Annotated in this window: 19 protein-coding genes; 15 read left to right on the top strand and 4 right to left on the bottom strand. The window is 40.7% G+C overall.

Translation table 11 applies throughout. The annotated features are described in order from the left end of the window. Positions 1–82 precede the first annotated feature (82 nt). The 10 genes from rpsP (at position 83) to M1F63_RS05900 (ending at position 6,152) form a co-directional block, all read left to right on the top strand. Positions 83–355: a 30S ribosomal protein S16 gene (gene rpsP / locus M1F63_RS05945; protein ID WP_000268760.1), complete on the top strand. Its 273-nt coding sequence runs from the start codon at positions 83–85 to the stop codon at positions 353–355. A 19-nt stretch (positions 356–374) separates the two neighbouring features. Further along, on the top strand, positions 375–614 hold the full coding sequence (gene kphA / locus M1F63_RS05940) for an RNA-binding protein KphA (protein ID WP_000379617.1): 240 nt from the start codon (positions 375–377) through the stop codon (positions 612–614). An 83-nt stretch (positions 615–697) separates the two neighbouring features. Continuing rightward, positions 698–994, top strand: a complete 297-nt coding sequence (locus M1F63_RS05935; protein WP_247941006.1) for a MazG nucleotide pyrophosphohydrolase domain-containing protein — start codon at positions 698–700, stop codon at positions 992–994. A 73-nt stretch (positions 995–1,067) separates the two neighbouring features. After that, on the top strand, positions 1,068–1,619 hold the full coding sequence (locus M1F63_RS05930) for a putative immunity protein (RefSeq protein WP_247940953.1): 552 nt from the start codon (positions 1,068–1,070) through the stop codon (positions 1,617–1,619). Between the two features lie 129 nt (positions 1,620–1,748). Beyond that, complete coding sequence (locus M1F63_RS05925) at positions 1,749–2,651, top strand: DMT family transporter (protein ID WP_247940952.1); 903 nt, start codon at positions 1,749–1,751, stop codon at positions 2,649–2,651. A 148-nt stretch (positions 2,652–2,799) separates the two neighbouring features. Further along, positions 2,800–3,657: an alpha/beta fold hydrolase gene (locus M1F63_RS05920; RefSeq protein ID WP_247940951.1), complete on the top strand. Its 858-nt coding sequence runs from the start codon at positions 2,800–2,802 to the stop codon at positions 3,655–3,657. Between the two features lie 98 nt (positions 3,658–3,755). Beyond that, positions 3,756–4,544, top strand: coding sequence for an alpha/beta hydrolase family protein (locus tag M1F63_RS05915; protein ID WP_045591001.1), 789 nt, complete (start codon positions 3,756–3,758; stop codon positions 4,542–4,544). Positions 4,545–4,574: 30 nt separating this feature from the next. Next, positions 4,575–5,093, top strand: a complete 519-nt coding sequence (rimM, locus tag M1F63_RS05910; RefSeq protein WP_045591002.1) for a ribosome maturation factor RimM — start codon at positions 4,575–4,577, stop codon at positions 5,091–5,093. Then, positions 5,083–5,802, top strand: a complete 720-nt coding sequence (gene trmD, locus M1F63_RS05905) for a tRNA (guanosine(37)-N1)-methyltransferase TrmD (RefSeq protein ID WP_045591011.1) — start codon at positions 5,083–5,085, stop codon at positions 5,800–5,802. Before rimM ends, trmD begins: the two co-directional genes overlap by 11 nt. 11 nt (positions 5,803–5,813) lie before the next feature. Further along, positions 5,814–6,152, top strand: a complete 339-nt coding sequence (locus M1F63_RS05900; protein ID WP_001196045.1) for an ATP cone domain-containing protein — start codon at positions 5,814–5,816, stop codon at positions 6,150–6,152. Positions 6,153–6,179: 27 nt separating this feature from the next. Here the strand turns inward: M1F63_RS05900 and M1F63_RS05895 are convergent, their stop codons facing one another. After that, positions 6,180–6,500 (bottom strand): eukaryotic translation initiation factor 4 gamma, encoded by a 321-nt coding sequence (locus M1F63_RS05895; RefSeq protein ID WP_247940950.1) that lies wholly within the window; start codon positions 6,498–6,500, stop codon positions 6,180–6,182. Positions 6,501–6,603: 103 nt separating this feature from the next. Here M1F63_RS05895 and M1F63_RS05890 point away from each other — a divergent pair, with 103 nt between their 5' ends. Continuing rightward, positions 6,604–6,822, top strand: coding sequence for a YdbC family protein (locus M1F63_RS05890; RefSeq protein WP_049479683.1), 219 nt, complete (start codon positions 6,604–6,606; stop codon positions 6,820–6,822). A 33-nt stretch (positions 6,823–6,855) separates the two neighbouring features. Here the strand turns inward: M1F63_RS05890 and M1F63_RS05885 are convergent, their stop codons facing one another. The 3 genes from M1F63_RS05885 to gor all read right to left on the bottom strand — a co-directional run bounded on the left by M1F63_RS05885 (position 6,856) and on the right by gor (position 9,832). Continuing rightward, positions 6,856–7,413: a TetR/AcrR family transcriptional regulator gene (locus M1F63_RS05885; protein ID WP_247940949.1), complete on the bottom strand. Its 558-nt coding sequence runs from the start codon at positions 7,411–7,413 to the stop codon at positions 6,856–6,858. A 392-nt stretch (positions 7,414–7,805) separates the two neighbouring features. Beyond that, entirely contained in the window at positions 7,806–8,342 is a 537-nt protein-coding gene (locus M1F63_RS05880) for a biotin transporter BioY (RefSeq protein ID WP_247940948.1), read from the bottom strand. Between the two features lie 143 nt (positions 8,343–8,485). Continuing rightward, positions 8,486–9,832: a glutathione-disulfide reductase gene (gor, locus tag M1F63_RS05875; protein WP_001209564.1), complete on the bottom strand. Its 1,347-nt coding sequence runs from the start codon at positions 9,830–9,832 to the stop codon at positions 8,486–8,488. 266 nt (positions 9,833–10,098) lie between these two features. On the opposite strand from gor, the gene M1F63_RS05870 reads away from it, so the two are divergent. The 4 genes from M1F63_RS05870 to metG all read left to right on the top strand — a co-directional run bounded on the left by M1F63_RS05870 (position 10,099) and on the right by metG (position 15,362). After that, positions 10,099–11,283 (top strand): efflux RND transporter periplasmic adaptor subunit, encoded by a 1,185-nt coding sequence (locus M1F63_RS05870; protein WP_000827875.1) that lies wholly within the window; start codon positions 10,099–10,101, stop codon positions 11,281–11,283. Then, the gene (locus tag M1F63_RS05865) at positions 11,267–11,968 is read left to right on the top strand and encodes an ABC transporter ATP-binding protein (RefSeq protein WP_000733786.1); all 702 of its coding nucleotides are present in this window, start codon (positions 11,267–11,269) and stop codon (positions 11,966–11,968) included. Before M1F63_RS05870 ends, M1F63_RS05865 begins: the two co-directional genes overlap by 17 nt. Beyond that, positions 11,969–13,228 carry an ABC transporter permease gene (locus tag M1F63_RS05860; RefSeq protein ID WP_001180392.1) on the top strand — a complete coding sequence of 420 codons (1,260 nt, stop codon included), beginning with the start codon at positions 11,969–11,971 and terminating at the stop codon, positions 13,226–13,228. A 136-nt stretch (positions 13,229–13,364) separates the two neighbouring features. Continuing rightward, on the top strand, positions 13,365–15,362 hold the full coding sequence (gene metG / locus M1F63_RS05855; protein ID WP_247940947.1) for a methionine--tRNA ligase: 1,998 nt from the start codon (positions 13,365–13,367) through the stop codon (positions 15,360–15,362). Positions 15,363–15,397: the final 35 nt, after the last annotated feature.

The raw sequence follows: 15,397 nt of genomic DNA, 5'->3' as shown, positions 1-15,397 counted from the left end.
CAGAAATCTGCTATAATAGAACATGTGCTAAATAGCTCAGCTATTTCACCGAAATAAAAAATAAGAAAAGAGACATTAAAAAATGGCAGTTAAAATCCGTTTGACTCGTATGGGTTCTAAGAAAAAACCTTTCTACCGTATCAACGTAGCAGACTCACGTTCACCACGTGACGGACGTTTCATCGAAACAGTTGGAACTTACAACCCACTTGTTGCTGAAAACCAAGTAACTTTGAAAGAAGACCGCGTTCTTGCATGGTTGGCTGATGGAGCTCAACCTTCAGATACAGTTCGCAACATCCTTTCAAAAGAAGGCGTATTGAAAAAATTCCACGATTCTAAATTCTCAAAATAAGTTTAAAGTAGGTTGACAGATGGATACGATTGAAAATCTCATTATTGCAATTGTGAAACCCTTGATTTCACAACCAGATGCCTTAACTATCAAGATTGAAGATACACCAGAGTTTTTGGAATATCATTTAGATCTTGATCAAAGCGATGTGGGTCGTGTAATCGGTCGTAAGGGTCGCACTATTTCTGCGATAAGAACGATTGTCTACTCTGTCCCAACTGAAGACAAAAAAGTAAGAATCGTTATTGACGAAAAATAAGAAGGGCGGGACGAATGTCTCGCTTTTTTTGCAAGGAGCAGGATATGAAGGATTTAACGTTTAGACAATTATAAGACTACTTACTGGAACATTACCAGCAGTCTCGGACTGAGGAAGGTCTTTTTATGAAGCTAGTGGAGGAAGTCGGAGAAGTAGTTGAGGTTTTGAATGGTCGCTCTGGTAGAAATGAGGGGGGTCAGGATTCTAACGAGGCACTAGCAAAAGAACTGGCTGATGTCATTCACTACACTGTCGCAATTGCGGCCATCAACGACATAGATCTAACCAAGACCATTTTTGAAAAAGACAAAAAGGCAGCAATCAAGTATCAGCATGAACGAGATTTGGAAGGATTTTTGGATAACTTCCAAGAGAACTAGGAGTAATCTCTTTTGACTAATATGAAAGGTTTCTCCTAGCATACGCTAGCTAGTAAGAAAGAATGAGAAAGCAATGAGACTAGAGGATTATGCATGGAATGAGTTTGAACGAACTGCCTATAAGACTAAAATGAATCACCTACCCAGTCCTTACAAAGTTGCCATTTGGGACGACTCTGAGAAAAGATTGGAACTAGAACAAATACTGGATAGACTTCCTCAGAAAGAACTAGCTCGATGGGCATTAGAGAACTCGCGAGATTTCTTATCTTTAATTGATATCGGTGATGAAGGTGAGAAAAATAAAATAATTCGGCAAGCTTATGAGGCTTTTGATGCACGATTGAGAGATGAGTTCTCACCTCATGAGTTGAGAAAAGCAGGTTTTGCAGCAAATCTCCTCTCTAAAAATGCCCAAAATCAAATCGCTAAGTACGCTGCCAGAGTCTTTGTACAAGCTATTTCAACAGCCCATATGAGAGGACACGCCATCGTTTCCGCAGATTATGCTATCAAAGTAAGGAATCTCCAAGAGGCAGACAAGTTAGAACTTGTGAGAGAAGAACGAGAAAAGCAGATCAGACTGGCTGAATCCTTTTTAGCTAATGTAATAGATAAACGGTGAAAGAAGGAATAAAATACCAATCCTAGAAATAGCATCTAGGATTTTACTATGCTAAAATGGATAGACAGCCTCAAAGAATTCTAGTCAATTAATCTTGAGAATAGCTATTTTTAAAGGGAGTAACATTCTATGGACGAGAAAACAAAAGCTTACCTAGCAGCCTTATCCTTTTCAGCAATCATTGGATTTTCTTTTTTATTTACAAAGATTGCCTTAGGCTATGCCAGTCCTCTCACCAACTTAGCGCATCGCTATACAATCGCTGCTCTGGTATTGGTCATCCTTCATCAAACCAAACTTATCAAAGTGAGTTTAAGTAGAAAAGATATTCTTTCTATTCTTCCTATGAGTCTTTTCTATCCACTTCTCTTTTTTATTTTTCAATCTTTTGCCTTACAGTATATATCGTCTTCTGAAGCGGGAATTTTACAAGCTCTTGTCCCAATTTTTACACTCCTTTTAGCATCGGTTTTTCTCAAGGAGAAGACAAGTTTGCTACAAAAGTTCTTTTTACTTTTATCCGTAGCAGGAGTAGTTTTCATCTTCCTTAGTAAAGGAGCAAACTTTAGCACTGAAACTGCTAGCTTGGGCTTTCTCTTGATGTTGGGATCTGTTCTCGCCAATGCGATAAACAATATCCTCAGCAAGGCTAAAGGAGGTCGCTATCGGGCTATGGATATGACAGTTGTTGTGATATTTGTTGGCTTCGTCACCTTTAATTCGCTGAGTCTGACCTCTCACTATCTAGAGGGGAACATATTAGCTTACTTTGCGCCACTTGGACAGGTACCCTATCTGCTTTCCATCCTCTATTTGGGAATTTTAGCATCTATCGTGACTGGTAGTCTTTCTATCTATGCTATCGTTCGCCTCGGCGCATCAACCGTCAGTGTCTTTGGCAATCTTGGAACAGTTTTGACCATTCTAGCTGGAGCTCTTATCCTCCACGAACCAATTTATAGCTACCATGTGATAGGAGCAACTTTGATTATTGCTGGAATCTTAGGCATGAATCTGATGAGAAAAAAGTAAAGATTGCTTAGCAGTCTTTTCTTTATCTAAATGATGCAGAAAATTCAAAATTTTTAATGAAATTAAGTTTAGAAAACGACGATTTTAATATAGCATGATAAAATAGATACAAAGAATGATATCAGGATAAAGAGGAGCGAATGTAGAAATGAAGCCAAATGATATAGCTGAAGCTATTGCTTTTTATAACAGAGAATCTGAGGTGTTGGAACGTCACCTTATAGCAGTCGTAGATTGTGATTTGGTTGTTTATCATCGTCCTGGAAACGCAAGTAAAGGGCATATTATTTTTTATCATGGAGCTTGTGGACGTAGTCAGATGTGGGCCCACCAGTATGATGCCTTTGAGGGATTTGACCTCTATTTTGTCAATGTTAGAGGGCAGGGTGAATCACCTATGAAAGTTGGTCTACCTGACTTGGAAGGTGCTGTTCAAGATGTAGATGCCATTTTGTCCTATTTCCAGTTGGATAAGGTGATATTGGTTGGTCATTCTTGGGGAGGAAATCCACTTCAAGAGTATACCTATCGCCATCCAGAAAGAGTCCTAGCCTTGGTCATGGTAGATAGTTGGGGACAGCATCGATACCTATCAGAGAAAGAAAGAGGTCGAATCAAATATAGTTCTCTTATGTACAAGACGATTCCTTGGAAGGTGATTGCTGATAAAAACTCAAAAATGTGTACTGATAACCCTATCACAAGAGAATTGGTCAAGACGGCCATTATAGAAACTGGGCGAGATGTTTTCTTGAACCTTGGAATCACAGGTTTCTTGGCAGTCCATGAGATAGAAGGATATAAAGGAAATTCTCCCATGCTATTAGTAAGAGGAGAAAACGATTTCCCCAAACACCTAAAAATAATCTATGATGGTATCATCGCTCTCAATCCCAATGCGCGTCAAGTAACGATTTCAGACAGCAAACACCAACCGATGAATGACCACCCTAAAGAGTTTAATCAGATAGTTGGTGATTTTTTTGAAGAAGTAGTAGCCTTGTAAGATAGGACTTATCCAACTTGTGAAAATCCCTGGAACGTGATAAAATAAAGAATAAGGGTTTTTAATAAATCATTGTTATAGAATGAGTGGATTTCTTTATGAAACGGTTTGAAGTAACTACAAAAATTGGCAGTCTCTCTGTTACTTATAAAAAGGAAAAGAAAGTGCTTGTTTGTTTAAATGGCGCAGGTTTGCTACCAAGTTATGAAAATTTTTCACTTATACTTGAAAAACTTCCCCCTACAATTGGTTATTTGACAATTGATTTTCCGAACACAGGTAGAAGTCCGATTCATGACCAATCTGGAAAAAATCTGGACAATCTTGTAGACGCGGTTTATGAAGTACTTGAAGAATTGGCGATTTCTGAATATATACTTTGTGTTCATAGTTTGAGTGGAATTTTAGCTTGCAAATTGATGAACAAATCAATTAAGTGTCAGGCTTTAGTAACAATTGAACCGACAACTAAAAAAGTCATGTTTGCTGATTTTTCAGAAAATCCTTATCCAGAAATGGAAGAGCAGATGAGACTGATTGAAGAGTGTGGTCCTGAAGTTTATTTTAAGAACTTAACTCAAGCAACATTTAGCCCTGAAACTAATAAAAGAATATGGGAATTAGTGCAAGAAAAAGACTTAGAGTTGGAAAAACAAGTTCCAGAATTTCATATATATTGTGAGATTACTGAGAAAGATTTTGAGAATGTATCTATTGAAGCTCATATTCCTGTTTTTATTTTTTGTCAGGCTTATAGAGAAAAAGAGTACAGAGAATCAGAATATTGGACTTCCAAAACTAAAATCATCTTAGGAGGAAATCACCATTATTTACAATGGTCAGAATCAGAAAAAATTGTGGCCATCATTCGAGAATTGTTAGAATAAGATGGAAAGAAGGAGAGTGCAGGAGACAAGATGAACTACTTTAATGTTGGGAAAATCGTCAATACACAGGGTCTGCAGGGTGAGATGCGAGTCTTGTCTGTGACGGATTTTGCTGAGGAACGGTTTAAAAAAGGGGCAGAGCTGGCTTTATTTGATGAAAAAGATCAGTTTGTTCAAACAGTGATCATCGCTAGCCACCGTAAGCATAAGAATTTTGACATTATCAAATTCAAAGACATGTACCATATCAATGCGATTGAAAAGTACAAGGGTTATAGTCTCAAGGTCACTGAGGAAGATTTAAACGACCTAGACGATGGGGAGTTCTATTATCACGAGATTATCGGTTTGGATGTTTACGAGGGTGACAACTTGATTGGAACTATCAAGGAAATCCTACAACCAGGAGCCAATGATGTCTGGGTAGTCAAGCGAAAAGGTAAGCGAGATTTGCTTTTACCCTACATTCCGCCAGTAGTTCTCAATGTTGATATTCCAAACAAACGGGTCGAAGTGGAAATCTTAGAAGGGTTAGACGATGAAGATTGATATTTTAACCCTCTTTCCAGAGATGTTTTCTCCGCTGGAACACTCGATTGTTGGGAAGGCTCGAGAAAAAGGGCTTTTGGATATCCAGTATCATAATTTCAGAGAATACGCTGAAAAGGCCCGTCATGTTGACGATGAGCCCTACGGAGGCGGTCAGGGGATGTTGCTCCGAGCCCAACCCATTTTCGATGCCTTTGATGCCATAGAAAAGAAAAATCCCCGTGTCATCCTCCTTGATCCTGCTGGGAAACAGTTTGATCAGGCTTACGCTGAGGATTTGGCTCGGGAAGATGAACTTATCTTTATCTGTGGTCACTATGAAGGGTATGACGAGCGCATCAAGACCCTGGTAACCGATGAGATTTCCCTAGGAGACTATGTCTTGACTGGAGGAGAATTGGCGGCCATGACCATGATAGATGCGACTGTTCGCTTGATTCCAGAAGTGATTGGCAAGGAGTCTAGCCACCAAGATGACAGTTTTTCTTCGGGACTCCTCGAATATCCTCAGTACACACGCCCTTATGACTATCGAGGCATGGTGGTACCAGATGTTCTCATGAGTGGACACCATGAAAAAATTCGCCAGTGGCGACTGTATGAGAGTCTAAAGAAAACCTACGAGCGCAGACCTGATCTGCTAGAAAACTATCAACTAACAGCCGAAGAAGAAAAGATGCTGGCTGAAATCAAAGAAAACAAAGAATAAAGGAGAACCTTATGCAAGTAATCAAACGTAATGGAGAAATTGCTGAATTTGATCCTGATAAAATTTACCAAGCTGTTCTTAAAGCAGCTCAAACAGTTTATGTTTTGACTGATGACTTACGTCAAAACTTAGCTCAAGTTACTAAAAAAGTCGTTTTGGACTTGGAAGAAGCAAAAGTAGAACGTGCCACTATCAGCATGATCCAATCAATGGTTGAGCACCGCTTACTTGGAGCTGGCTACATTACTATTGCAGAACACTATATCTCTTATCGCTTGCAACGCGATTTGGAGAGAAGTGGCTATGGTGACCATATCGCCGTTCACCTTCATTTTGAACAAATCCGTTAAGAAAAAGAGTGGGATGCAAAGAACATCTCACTCTTTCTTAAATAGACTTTTCTGAGCTTTTTGTACGGTTGAGGGGACAAAACGAAGTCGTTTAATATCACTGATACGAATGATTCGAGTTACATTTTTTGAAAAATTTTTGACGATAATTTGTTGGCGATTAGCATCGTGTTTGACAATATCACCTGTAAAACTTGTCTCAGCAAGTATGACATGAACAGCCGTCTTTTTCTGGATGGCTTGTTCAATCATAGCAGTGAGGGAGTTGTCCTGGATTTGAGGATGATCATCATTCCCATTGAGAAAACCATGTAGTTTATCTAGAACTAGTTTGAATGACTGTCTCATAGAATCCTCCCTTCTTATATATCCACATTATATAAAATTTTCTTAAAAACCACAAGATTTTTACGAATAGACTATAGAAAGCATATCACATAAAGGAGTTAAAATGGCAGAATTTACATTTGAAATCGAAGAACACTTGCTCACGTTGTCTGAAAATGACAAAGGATGGACAAAAGAACTAAATAGAGTTAGCTTTAATGGTGCCCCTGCAAAGTTTGATATTCGTTCTTGGAGTCCTGACCATACCAAAATGGGCAAAGGAATCACGCTTTCCAATGAAGAATTTCAGGTAATGGTCGATGCCTTTAAAGGGCAACAATAAAAAGAATCTTGAGTGCAACTCAAGATTCTTTTTTTAGGATACAATATAGTCACACAGAGAAGTTTTAGATAATTGAATGAAAGTCTTTCTAAATTCTTCAGGTGGAATTGGATCATCTTTACGAATCCAGACTTCAATGAAAGAGATTGCCATGGTCGTAATGATATAAGCGATGTCCTCTTTATTAAAATTATATTTCAGTTGGTAATTGACATTCTTTAGTACCCACTCTGAGTATATTCCACGCAGAAATTCCTTCCAACATGGGTCGACTTGTGTGGTATACAAGGTGTTAATAACTTCCCTTTTTTCGTATATGAGAGGAAGTATATGGTCTGCTAAAAAGCTGATAGGATCTCCATCATTGCTAGGGCAGTACTTATTAAAGACGTTAAAAATGTCTTGATTGGTCTCTTCGTGAATGTATTCGATAATATCTTCAAAGTTGTTAAAATGCTTTTGATAAATCGCTTGTCGTGAAATACCAGCTTCAGCAGCAATTTCAGTCATTGTAAAGGAACTACGTTGAGGATTTTTCTTAGCTAGCGTGATGAGAGCTTTAATGATTAGCTCACGAGTATTCTTTGCCATAGAATTACCTTTCTTCTTATAATTATTTACAGTTATTTTTGAATGAAGAAAAATCAGAATGTTCAAGTTAATATAAACAATCAATGAACATTAAATTTTCTGAATCTTTTAGGTAGCTCTATTGTATCACAAATAATTTATAAAATATAGCTCTCTCAGTGAAAATGCGTTTTCTGAAAAGTATACAATTGCCAACCTTCCGAAATCAATGGAAACATATTTGGTTTGAATCAATTAGAATACTTTTCTACTTTGCATATTGTGAATAGCTATAATTTGAAGAATAAAACGATTAATATTCATACTGGTATAAGAATAGTAGAGTAGCTAAATAGTGTACAGTTGATTCTTAGAATGGAAATAGTCCAGAACAATTGTTCTGGACTATTCTTTTATCTTGAAAAATATGGAAGGCTTTTTAATCGTTCAAGTAGGGGACGACTAATGAAACTAATGGCAATAATCTTACCAAGATCAGGGAGGATAAAGGGAAGGACACCGACAGCTAGTGCCTTATCAAATGGCATCCCGGCAAGGAAGTGGAGGCTGAGAATACCTCCGACAAAGACGAGTGAATCGCCCAAGAGGTTGGCTAGGAAAATGCGAATGTAGCTACTTTTTTGATGGATGAGATAAGATGTAAGTCCAGCATAGACAAGGTCGAACCAAAGATAGCCTGCACTTGGGCCGACTAAAACGTGAAATCCAGCTCCTCCCCCTGCAAAAACAGGTAAACCAATGGCACCCAGCAAGAGATAGAGAGCTACAGATAGAACAGCTTCTCTGGGTCTAAAAACAGTAGCAATCAGACCGATCGCAAAGTTTTGCAGAGTGAAGGGGACAGGACCGATAGGGAGACTGATTTGTGCCAATACGGCGATGAGAGCAGCACCGATAGCAGGGATAGCATAGATATGAGCTTTTTTCAAAACTGTTAACCTCTTTTCAAAATTATAGTAACTATTATACTAATTCAGAAACAAAAGTCAACCTATTTTTGGAATCAAGGTAACAATTTTGTAACGGCCGATTTTGCAAGTAAAAAGAGACCTCAAGAGGTCTCTTGCGATAATTAGCGCATGGTCACAAATTCTTCTGAAGCGGTTGGGTGGATTGCTACTGTAGCATCAAAGTCCGCCTTGGTTGCTCCCATCTTAATAGCAACAGCGAATCCTTGAATCATCTCATCCACTCCGTAACCAAGTCCGTGTAGGCCAACAACTTTTTCGTCAGTACCTGCAGTGATGAGTTTGAAGCGAGATTCTTGACGATGGCTTGTAACGGCTGAGTACATTGATGCAAAGCTTGACTTGTAGACTTTGATGTTATCTTGGCCGTATTCTTTGATGGCTTGATCTTCAGTTAAACCGACTGTTCCGATTGCTGGGTGGGAGAAAACAACTGTAGGGATAGTCGTGTAGTCCATCTTGGCGTTTGTTTTCCCGTTGAAGAGGCGTTCAGATAGGGTACGTCCTGCCTTGATGGCTACTGGGGTCAGTTCTTTCTCACCAGTAACGTCTCCAAGAGCATAGATGCCATCTACAACTGTATTTTGGTATTCATCGACTTGGATAAATCCACGTTGGTTGAGTGTAACTCCAGCCTTTTCTAACTCCAGACCGTCTACATTTGGACGGCGACCGGTAGCCCAGATAACTTGGCTGGCAGTGTGACTAGAACCGTCTTCGAAATGAATGGTAATACCTTGCTCCGTTTCTTCGAGCTTGACGGGTACCTTATGTGTGTGCAAAGGTAGACCTGTTTTTTCCATTTCATTGACAAGACCTTCAACGATGTAGCTGTCAAAACCACGTAAAGGACGATCTCGGCGGACGAACAAATCAGTTTTTACACCGAGTGCATGGAGAACACCAGCTAGCTCAACCGCGATATAGCCTGCGCCTAGGATAGCAACGGATTCAGGAAGTTGCTCCCAAGCAAAGACATCGTCTGAGCTACCACCGAGTTCAGCTCCAGGAATAGTTGGAATGCTTGGTCGAGCACCAGTCGCAATCACGATATGCTTTGCACGAATCAATTCACCATTAACGCTGACTGTATGAGCATCAACGAAATGAGCACGACCTTCAATCAAATCAACACCGTTGCGCTTGAAACTTCCATCATAAGACGAGCGGGCACGATCGATGTAGGCTTCACGATTTTGACGAAGTTTAGCAAAATCAAATTGAACATCTGAACTTGTAAACCCATAGTCAGGGCCGTAGTGGTGGAGGCTTTCAGCGATTTGCGCTCCATACCACATGATTTTCTTAGGAACACAGCCGACATTGACGCAGGTTCCACCTAATTTTTTCTCCTCGATAACAGCTGCTTTAGCCCCGTGTTCACCAGCTCGGTTCATAGTGGCGATACCGCCACTTCCTCCACCGATGGCGATGATATCATATTCTCTCATAGAAAACTCCTTATAGCTTTGATAGTCATATTCTATCGTTTTTATTTTTTGAATGCAAAAATCTGCTACGATAAAAAAATTATAAAAACGCTTGCCAAATTCAAAAAGATATTGTATTATATATCTAGCACAATAATCCAATAAACGAATACCGAATGAAATAATGATCCTGAATTGTCATTGTTTCCATCTGAACTGTCATTGTTTGGGCTTGGTGTTTCTGATATAATGGTTTTTGTAAGGCAAAAGAATAAAGGAGCTTAAAAATGAAAAGAAATAAGAAGGCAAAAAAATGGCAATTATACACAGCGATTGGTGTTGCCAGTGCTATTGTTATCGGTGCTGCGGGGATTTTGATTTTTAGACAACCTTCCCAGTCAGCAGTCAAGGAGGAAACCTCTCATATCGTTACTGCTAAGGAAGGTTCTGTTGCTTCATCGGTTCTCTTATCAGGTACGGTTACAGCAAAAAATGAACAATACGTTTATTTTGATGCTAGTAAGGGAGATTTAGATGAAATTCTCGTTTCAGTCGGGGACAAGGTCGAAGAAGGGCAAGCTTTGGTCAAATACAGCAGTGCAGATGCTCAAGCTGCCTATGATGCAGCTGATCGTGCAGTTGCAAAGGCAGACCGTCATATCGAGGAGTTAAACAAAGCTCGTGAGAATGCATCAGCTACACCAGCTTCTCCACAGGTTCCAATAGAAGCTGGACTCCCAGAACAAGCGCAAGCAGCGACTTCTTCAGTATCTTCTATTGATTCTCAAATCAGTGATGCCAAGGATAACCGTGCAGATGCTGTTGCTCAACTCAACAAGGCTCAAGCTCAGCTAGATGCTGCAACTGTCCTCAGTACACTAGAAGGGACTGTAGTTGAAGTTAATCGTAATGTTTCCAAATCGCCAACAGGTAATAGCCAAGTGGTAGTACATGTCGTAAGTAATGAAAACTTGCAAGTCAAAGGGGAGTTGTCTGAATACAACCTTGCTAACCTTTCTGTTGGGCAAGAAGTTACCTTTACTTCGAAGGTTTACCAAGATAAGAGCTGGACAGGAAAAATCAGCTATATTTCTGATTATCCTAAGAACAATGGAGAAGCAGCGAATGCAGCTCTTGGAGGAAATACTGGATCTAAGTACCCTTATACTGTTGATGTGACCAGCGATATCGGTGAGTTGAAACAAGGTTTCTCAGTCAGTGTTGAAGTCAAAAACAAAAGTAAAGCCATCCTTGTTCCTTTAACCAGTGTTGTTACCGAAAATGACAAAAACTATGTCTGGGTCGTTGACGACCAGAAAAAAGCGAAGAAGGTAGAAGTTACTTTGGGGAATGCGGACGCAGACAACCAAGAAATTACTTCAGGTGTGACAGACGGAGCCAAGGTCATCAGTAATCCAACATCTTCCTTGGAAGAAGGAAAAGAGGTGAAGGCTGATGAAAAAACTAATTAGTCTCAAAAATATCTGCAGGAGTTATCGAAATGGTGACCAAGAACTGCAGGTCCTTAAAAATATCAATCTAGAAGTTCATGAAGGTGACTTTGTTGCTATTATGGGACCTTCTGGTTCTGGTAAGTCTACCTTGATGAATACCATCGGAATGTTGGATACACCAACTAGTGGAGAGTACTATCTTGAAGGTCAAGAAGTGGCAGGTCTTGGAGAGAAACAACTGGCCAAGGTCCGCAACCAGCAAATCGGTTTTGTCTTTCAGCAGTTCTTTCTCTTGTCCAAGCTCAATGCACTTCAAAACGTCGAATTGCCCTTGATTTACGCGGGTGTTTCGGCTTCTAAACGTCGGAAATTGGCTGAGGAATTTCTGGAAAAGGTTGAGTTGACGGAGCGCAGTCATCATTTGCCTTCTGAGTTATCAGGTGGTCAAAAGCAACGTGTAGCAATTGCGCGTGCCTTGGTAAATAATCCCTCTATCATCCTAGCAGACGAACCCACAGGAGCCTTGGATACCAAGACAGGAAATCAAATTATGCAACTGTTGGTTGAGTTAAACAAGGAAGGGAAAACCATTATCATGGTCACGCACGAGCCTGAGATTGCTGCCTATGCCAAACGCCAAATTGTCATTCGTGATGGGGTCATCTCATCAGACAGTGCTCTGGTAGAAAAGGAGGAAAACTAGATGCAGAATCTGAAATTTGCCTTTTCATCCATCATGGCCCACAAGATGCGTTCCTTCCTCACCATGATTGGGATTATCATCGGAGTTTCATCTGTCGTCGTCATCATGGCACTGGGAGACTCCATGTCTCGTCAGGTCAATAAAAACATGACCAAATCACAGAAGGATATCCATGTCTTTTTCTCTCCTATCAAAAGCAAGGATGGTTCCTTTACGCAGAAACAATCCGCTTTGACAGTCAGCGGGAAAGAAGAGGATGTTCATGTTGAACCACCAAAACCACTAGAATCCTGGGTCAAGGAGGCTGCTAAACTTAAAGGAGTAGACAGCTACTATGTCACCAACTCGACCAACGTCACCCTATCTTATAAGGATAAGAAAGTTGAACGAGCGACTCTGACAGGCGGAAATAGCACCTACATGAACGCAGTTGAAAATGAAATCGTTGCGGGTAGAAGTCTAAGACCGCAAGACTACAAGGAATTTGCCAGTGTGATTTTGCTGGACGAAGAACTAGCCAAGAGTTTGTTTGATAGTCCAGAAGCTGCGGTTAATCAAATCATCTCTGTTAATGAATTTAGTTACCGTGTGATTGGTGTTTATACTAGTAATGAAGCTAAAACTGCTAAAGCCTTTGGGATTGGTGGTCTTCCAATTACGACCAATATTTCTCTCGCAGCCAATTTTAATACTGATGAAATCTCGAACATCGTCTTTCGTGTCAATGATACTAGTCTAACGCAGACCTTGGGACCAGAGTTGGCTCGAAAATTGACTGAGATTGCTGGTCTTCAGCAAGGGGAGTACCAAGTTGCGGATGCAACTGCCGCCTTCCAAGAGGTACAACAACTATTTGGTTTTATGACAACGATCATCAGTGCCATCGCAGGAATCTCTCTCTTTGTCGGGGGAACTGGTGTCATGAATATCATGCTGGTCTCGGTGACAGAACGCACGCGGGAGATTGGTCTACGAAAAGCTCTCGGAGCTACTCGGGCTAATATCTTGGTACAGTTTTTGATTGAATCTATGATCCTGACTTTGTTAGGTGGTGTCATCGGTCTTGGGATCGCTGCTGGAATGACCATGTTAGCTGGAGTATTGCTTCAAAACATGATTGCAGGTATCGAAGTTGGGGTTTCCCTCCCAATCGCTCTCTTTAGCTTGGCTGTGTCAGCCAGCGTTGGGATGATTTTTGGAGTCTTGCCAGCCAATAAAGCGTCTAAGCTTGATCCAATCGAAGCACTTCGTTATGAATAAGATATAGAACAGAAAAAAACAAGATGGACAGTTGTCTGTCTTGTTTTTGTATGGATTTTCCTATCGAAAATCACTAAAAATATGATATAATGAAGTGTTAGAAAATCAGGTTTCATTTGCCTGGAAAGGAAAAATTATGTCTGAAAAGAATTTTTATATTACAACACCGATTTACTATCCATCTGGTAAACTTCATATCGGTTCTGCCTACACAACCATCGCTTGTGATGTCCTAGCTCGCTACAAACGCCTTATGGGCTTCGATGTCTTTTATCTGACAGGTCTTGACGAGCATGGTCAGAAAATCCAGCAAAAAGCGGAAGAAGCTGGCATCACACCACAAGCCTATGTTGACGGCATGGCAGTTGGTGTCAAAGAACTCTGGAAATTACTAGATATCTCATACGATAAATTTATCCGTACAACTGATGACTATCATGAAAAAGTAGTGGCTCAGGTCTTTGAACGCTTGCTTGCTCAAGATGATATCTACTTGGGTGAATACTCTGGCTGGTATTCAGTATCAGATGAGGAATTCTTTACAGAAAGCCAGCTTGCGGAAGTTTTCCGTGATGAAGCTGGAAATGTGACGGGCGGTATCGCTCCATCAGGTCACGAAGTGGAATGGGTTTCTGAAGAATCTTACTTCCTTCGCCTCAGCAAATACCAAGATCGTTTGGTAGAATTTTTCAAATCTCACCCTGATTTCATCACTCCAGATGGTCGTCTCAATGAAATGTTGCGTAACTTCATCGAGCCAGGTTTGGAAGACTTAGCAGTTTCTCGTACAACCTTTACCTGGGGTGTTCCAGTCCCATCAAATCCCAAACACGTTGTCTACGTTTGGATTGATGCCCTTCTTAACTATGCGACTGCTCTTGATTACGGTCAAGACGATCATGCTAACTATGATAAATTCTGGAATGGAACGGTCTTCCACATGGTTGGAAAAGATATTCTTCGTTTCCACTCCATCTACTGGCCAATCCTTCTCATGATGTTGGATATGAAATTGCCTGACCGCTTGATTGCCCACGGTTGGTTCGTCATGAAAGACGGCAAGATGTCTAAGTCTAAAGGGAATGTCGTTTACCCTGAAATGCTAGTAGAACGTTATGGACTGGATCCATTTCGTTACTACCTCATGCGTAGCCTTCCAGTCGGTTCAGATGGAACCTTCACTCCAGAAGACTATGTCGGCCGTATCAACTATGAATTGGCCAATGACCTTGGAAACCTCCTTAACCGTACGGTTTCCATGATCAACAAGTATTTTGATGGGCAAATCCCTGCCTATGTAGAGGGTGTAACAGAGTTTGACCATGCTCTTGCACAAGTAGCAGAGCAATCTATCACTGACTACCATACTCACATGGAAGCAGTTGACTACCCACGTGCCCTTGAAGCAGTCTGGACACTTATCTCACGTACCAACAAATACATCGATGAGACAGCCCCATGGGTCTTGGCTAAGGATGAAGAGCACCGTGACCAATTGGCAAGTGTCATGAGCCACTTGGCAGCCAGCCTTCGTGTTGTAGCTCACATGATTGAGCCCTTTATGATGGAAACTAGTCGCGCTGTATTGGCACAACTTGGTCTAGCAGAAGTTTCTAGCCTAGAAAACTTGAGCTTGGCAGATTTCCCTGCAGATGTGACTGTTGTTGCCAAAGGAACACCAATCTTCCCGCGTCTGGACATGGAAGAAGAGATTGCCTATATCAAGGAACAAATGGAAGGCAACAAACCAGCAGTCGAAAAAGAATGGAATCCAGATGAAGTTGAACTCAAACTCAACAAGGATGAAATCAAGTTCGAAGACTTTGATAAGGTCGAAATCCGTGTCGCAGAAGTCAAAGAAGTGTCTAAAGTGGAAGGTTCTGATAAGTTGCTCCAATTCCGCCTAGATGCTGGTGATGGTGAAGATCGTCAAATCCTCTCAGGAATAGCTAAATACTATCCAAACGAACAAGAATTGGTCGGCAAGAAGGTCCAAATCGTTGCCAACCTCAAACCACGCAAGATGATGAAGAAATATGTCAGTCAAGGAATGATCCTCTCAGCTGAACATGAAGGCAAATTAACCCTTCTCACAGTTGATCCAGCTGTACCAAACGGAAGTGTGATTGGGTAAAATCTATAGATAAAAACAGTTTTCTATTTTTCGTA

Origin of the sequence: Streptococcus oralis, assembly GCF_023109155.1 — a bacterium.
GTDB classification, from domain to species: Bacteria; Bacillota; Bacilli; order Lactobacillales; family Streptococcaceae; genus Streptococcus; species Streptococcus oralis_BZ.
The sequence above is the reverse complement of the archived record's forward strand: the minus strand, read 5'-3'. Positions and strand labels throughout refer to the sequence as shown.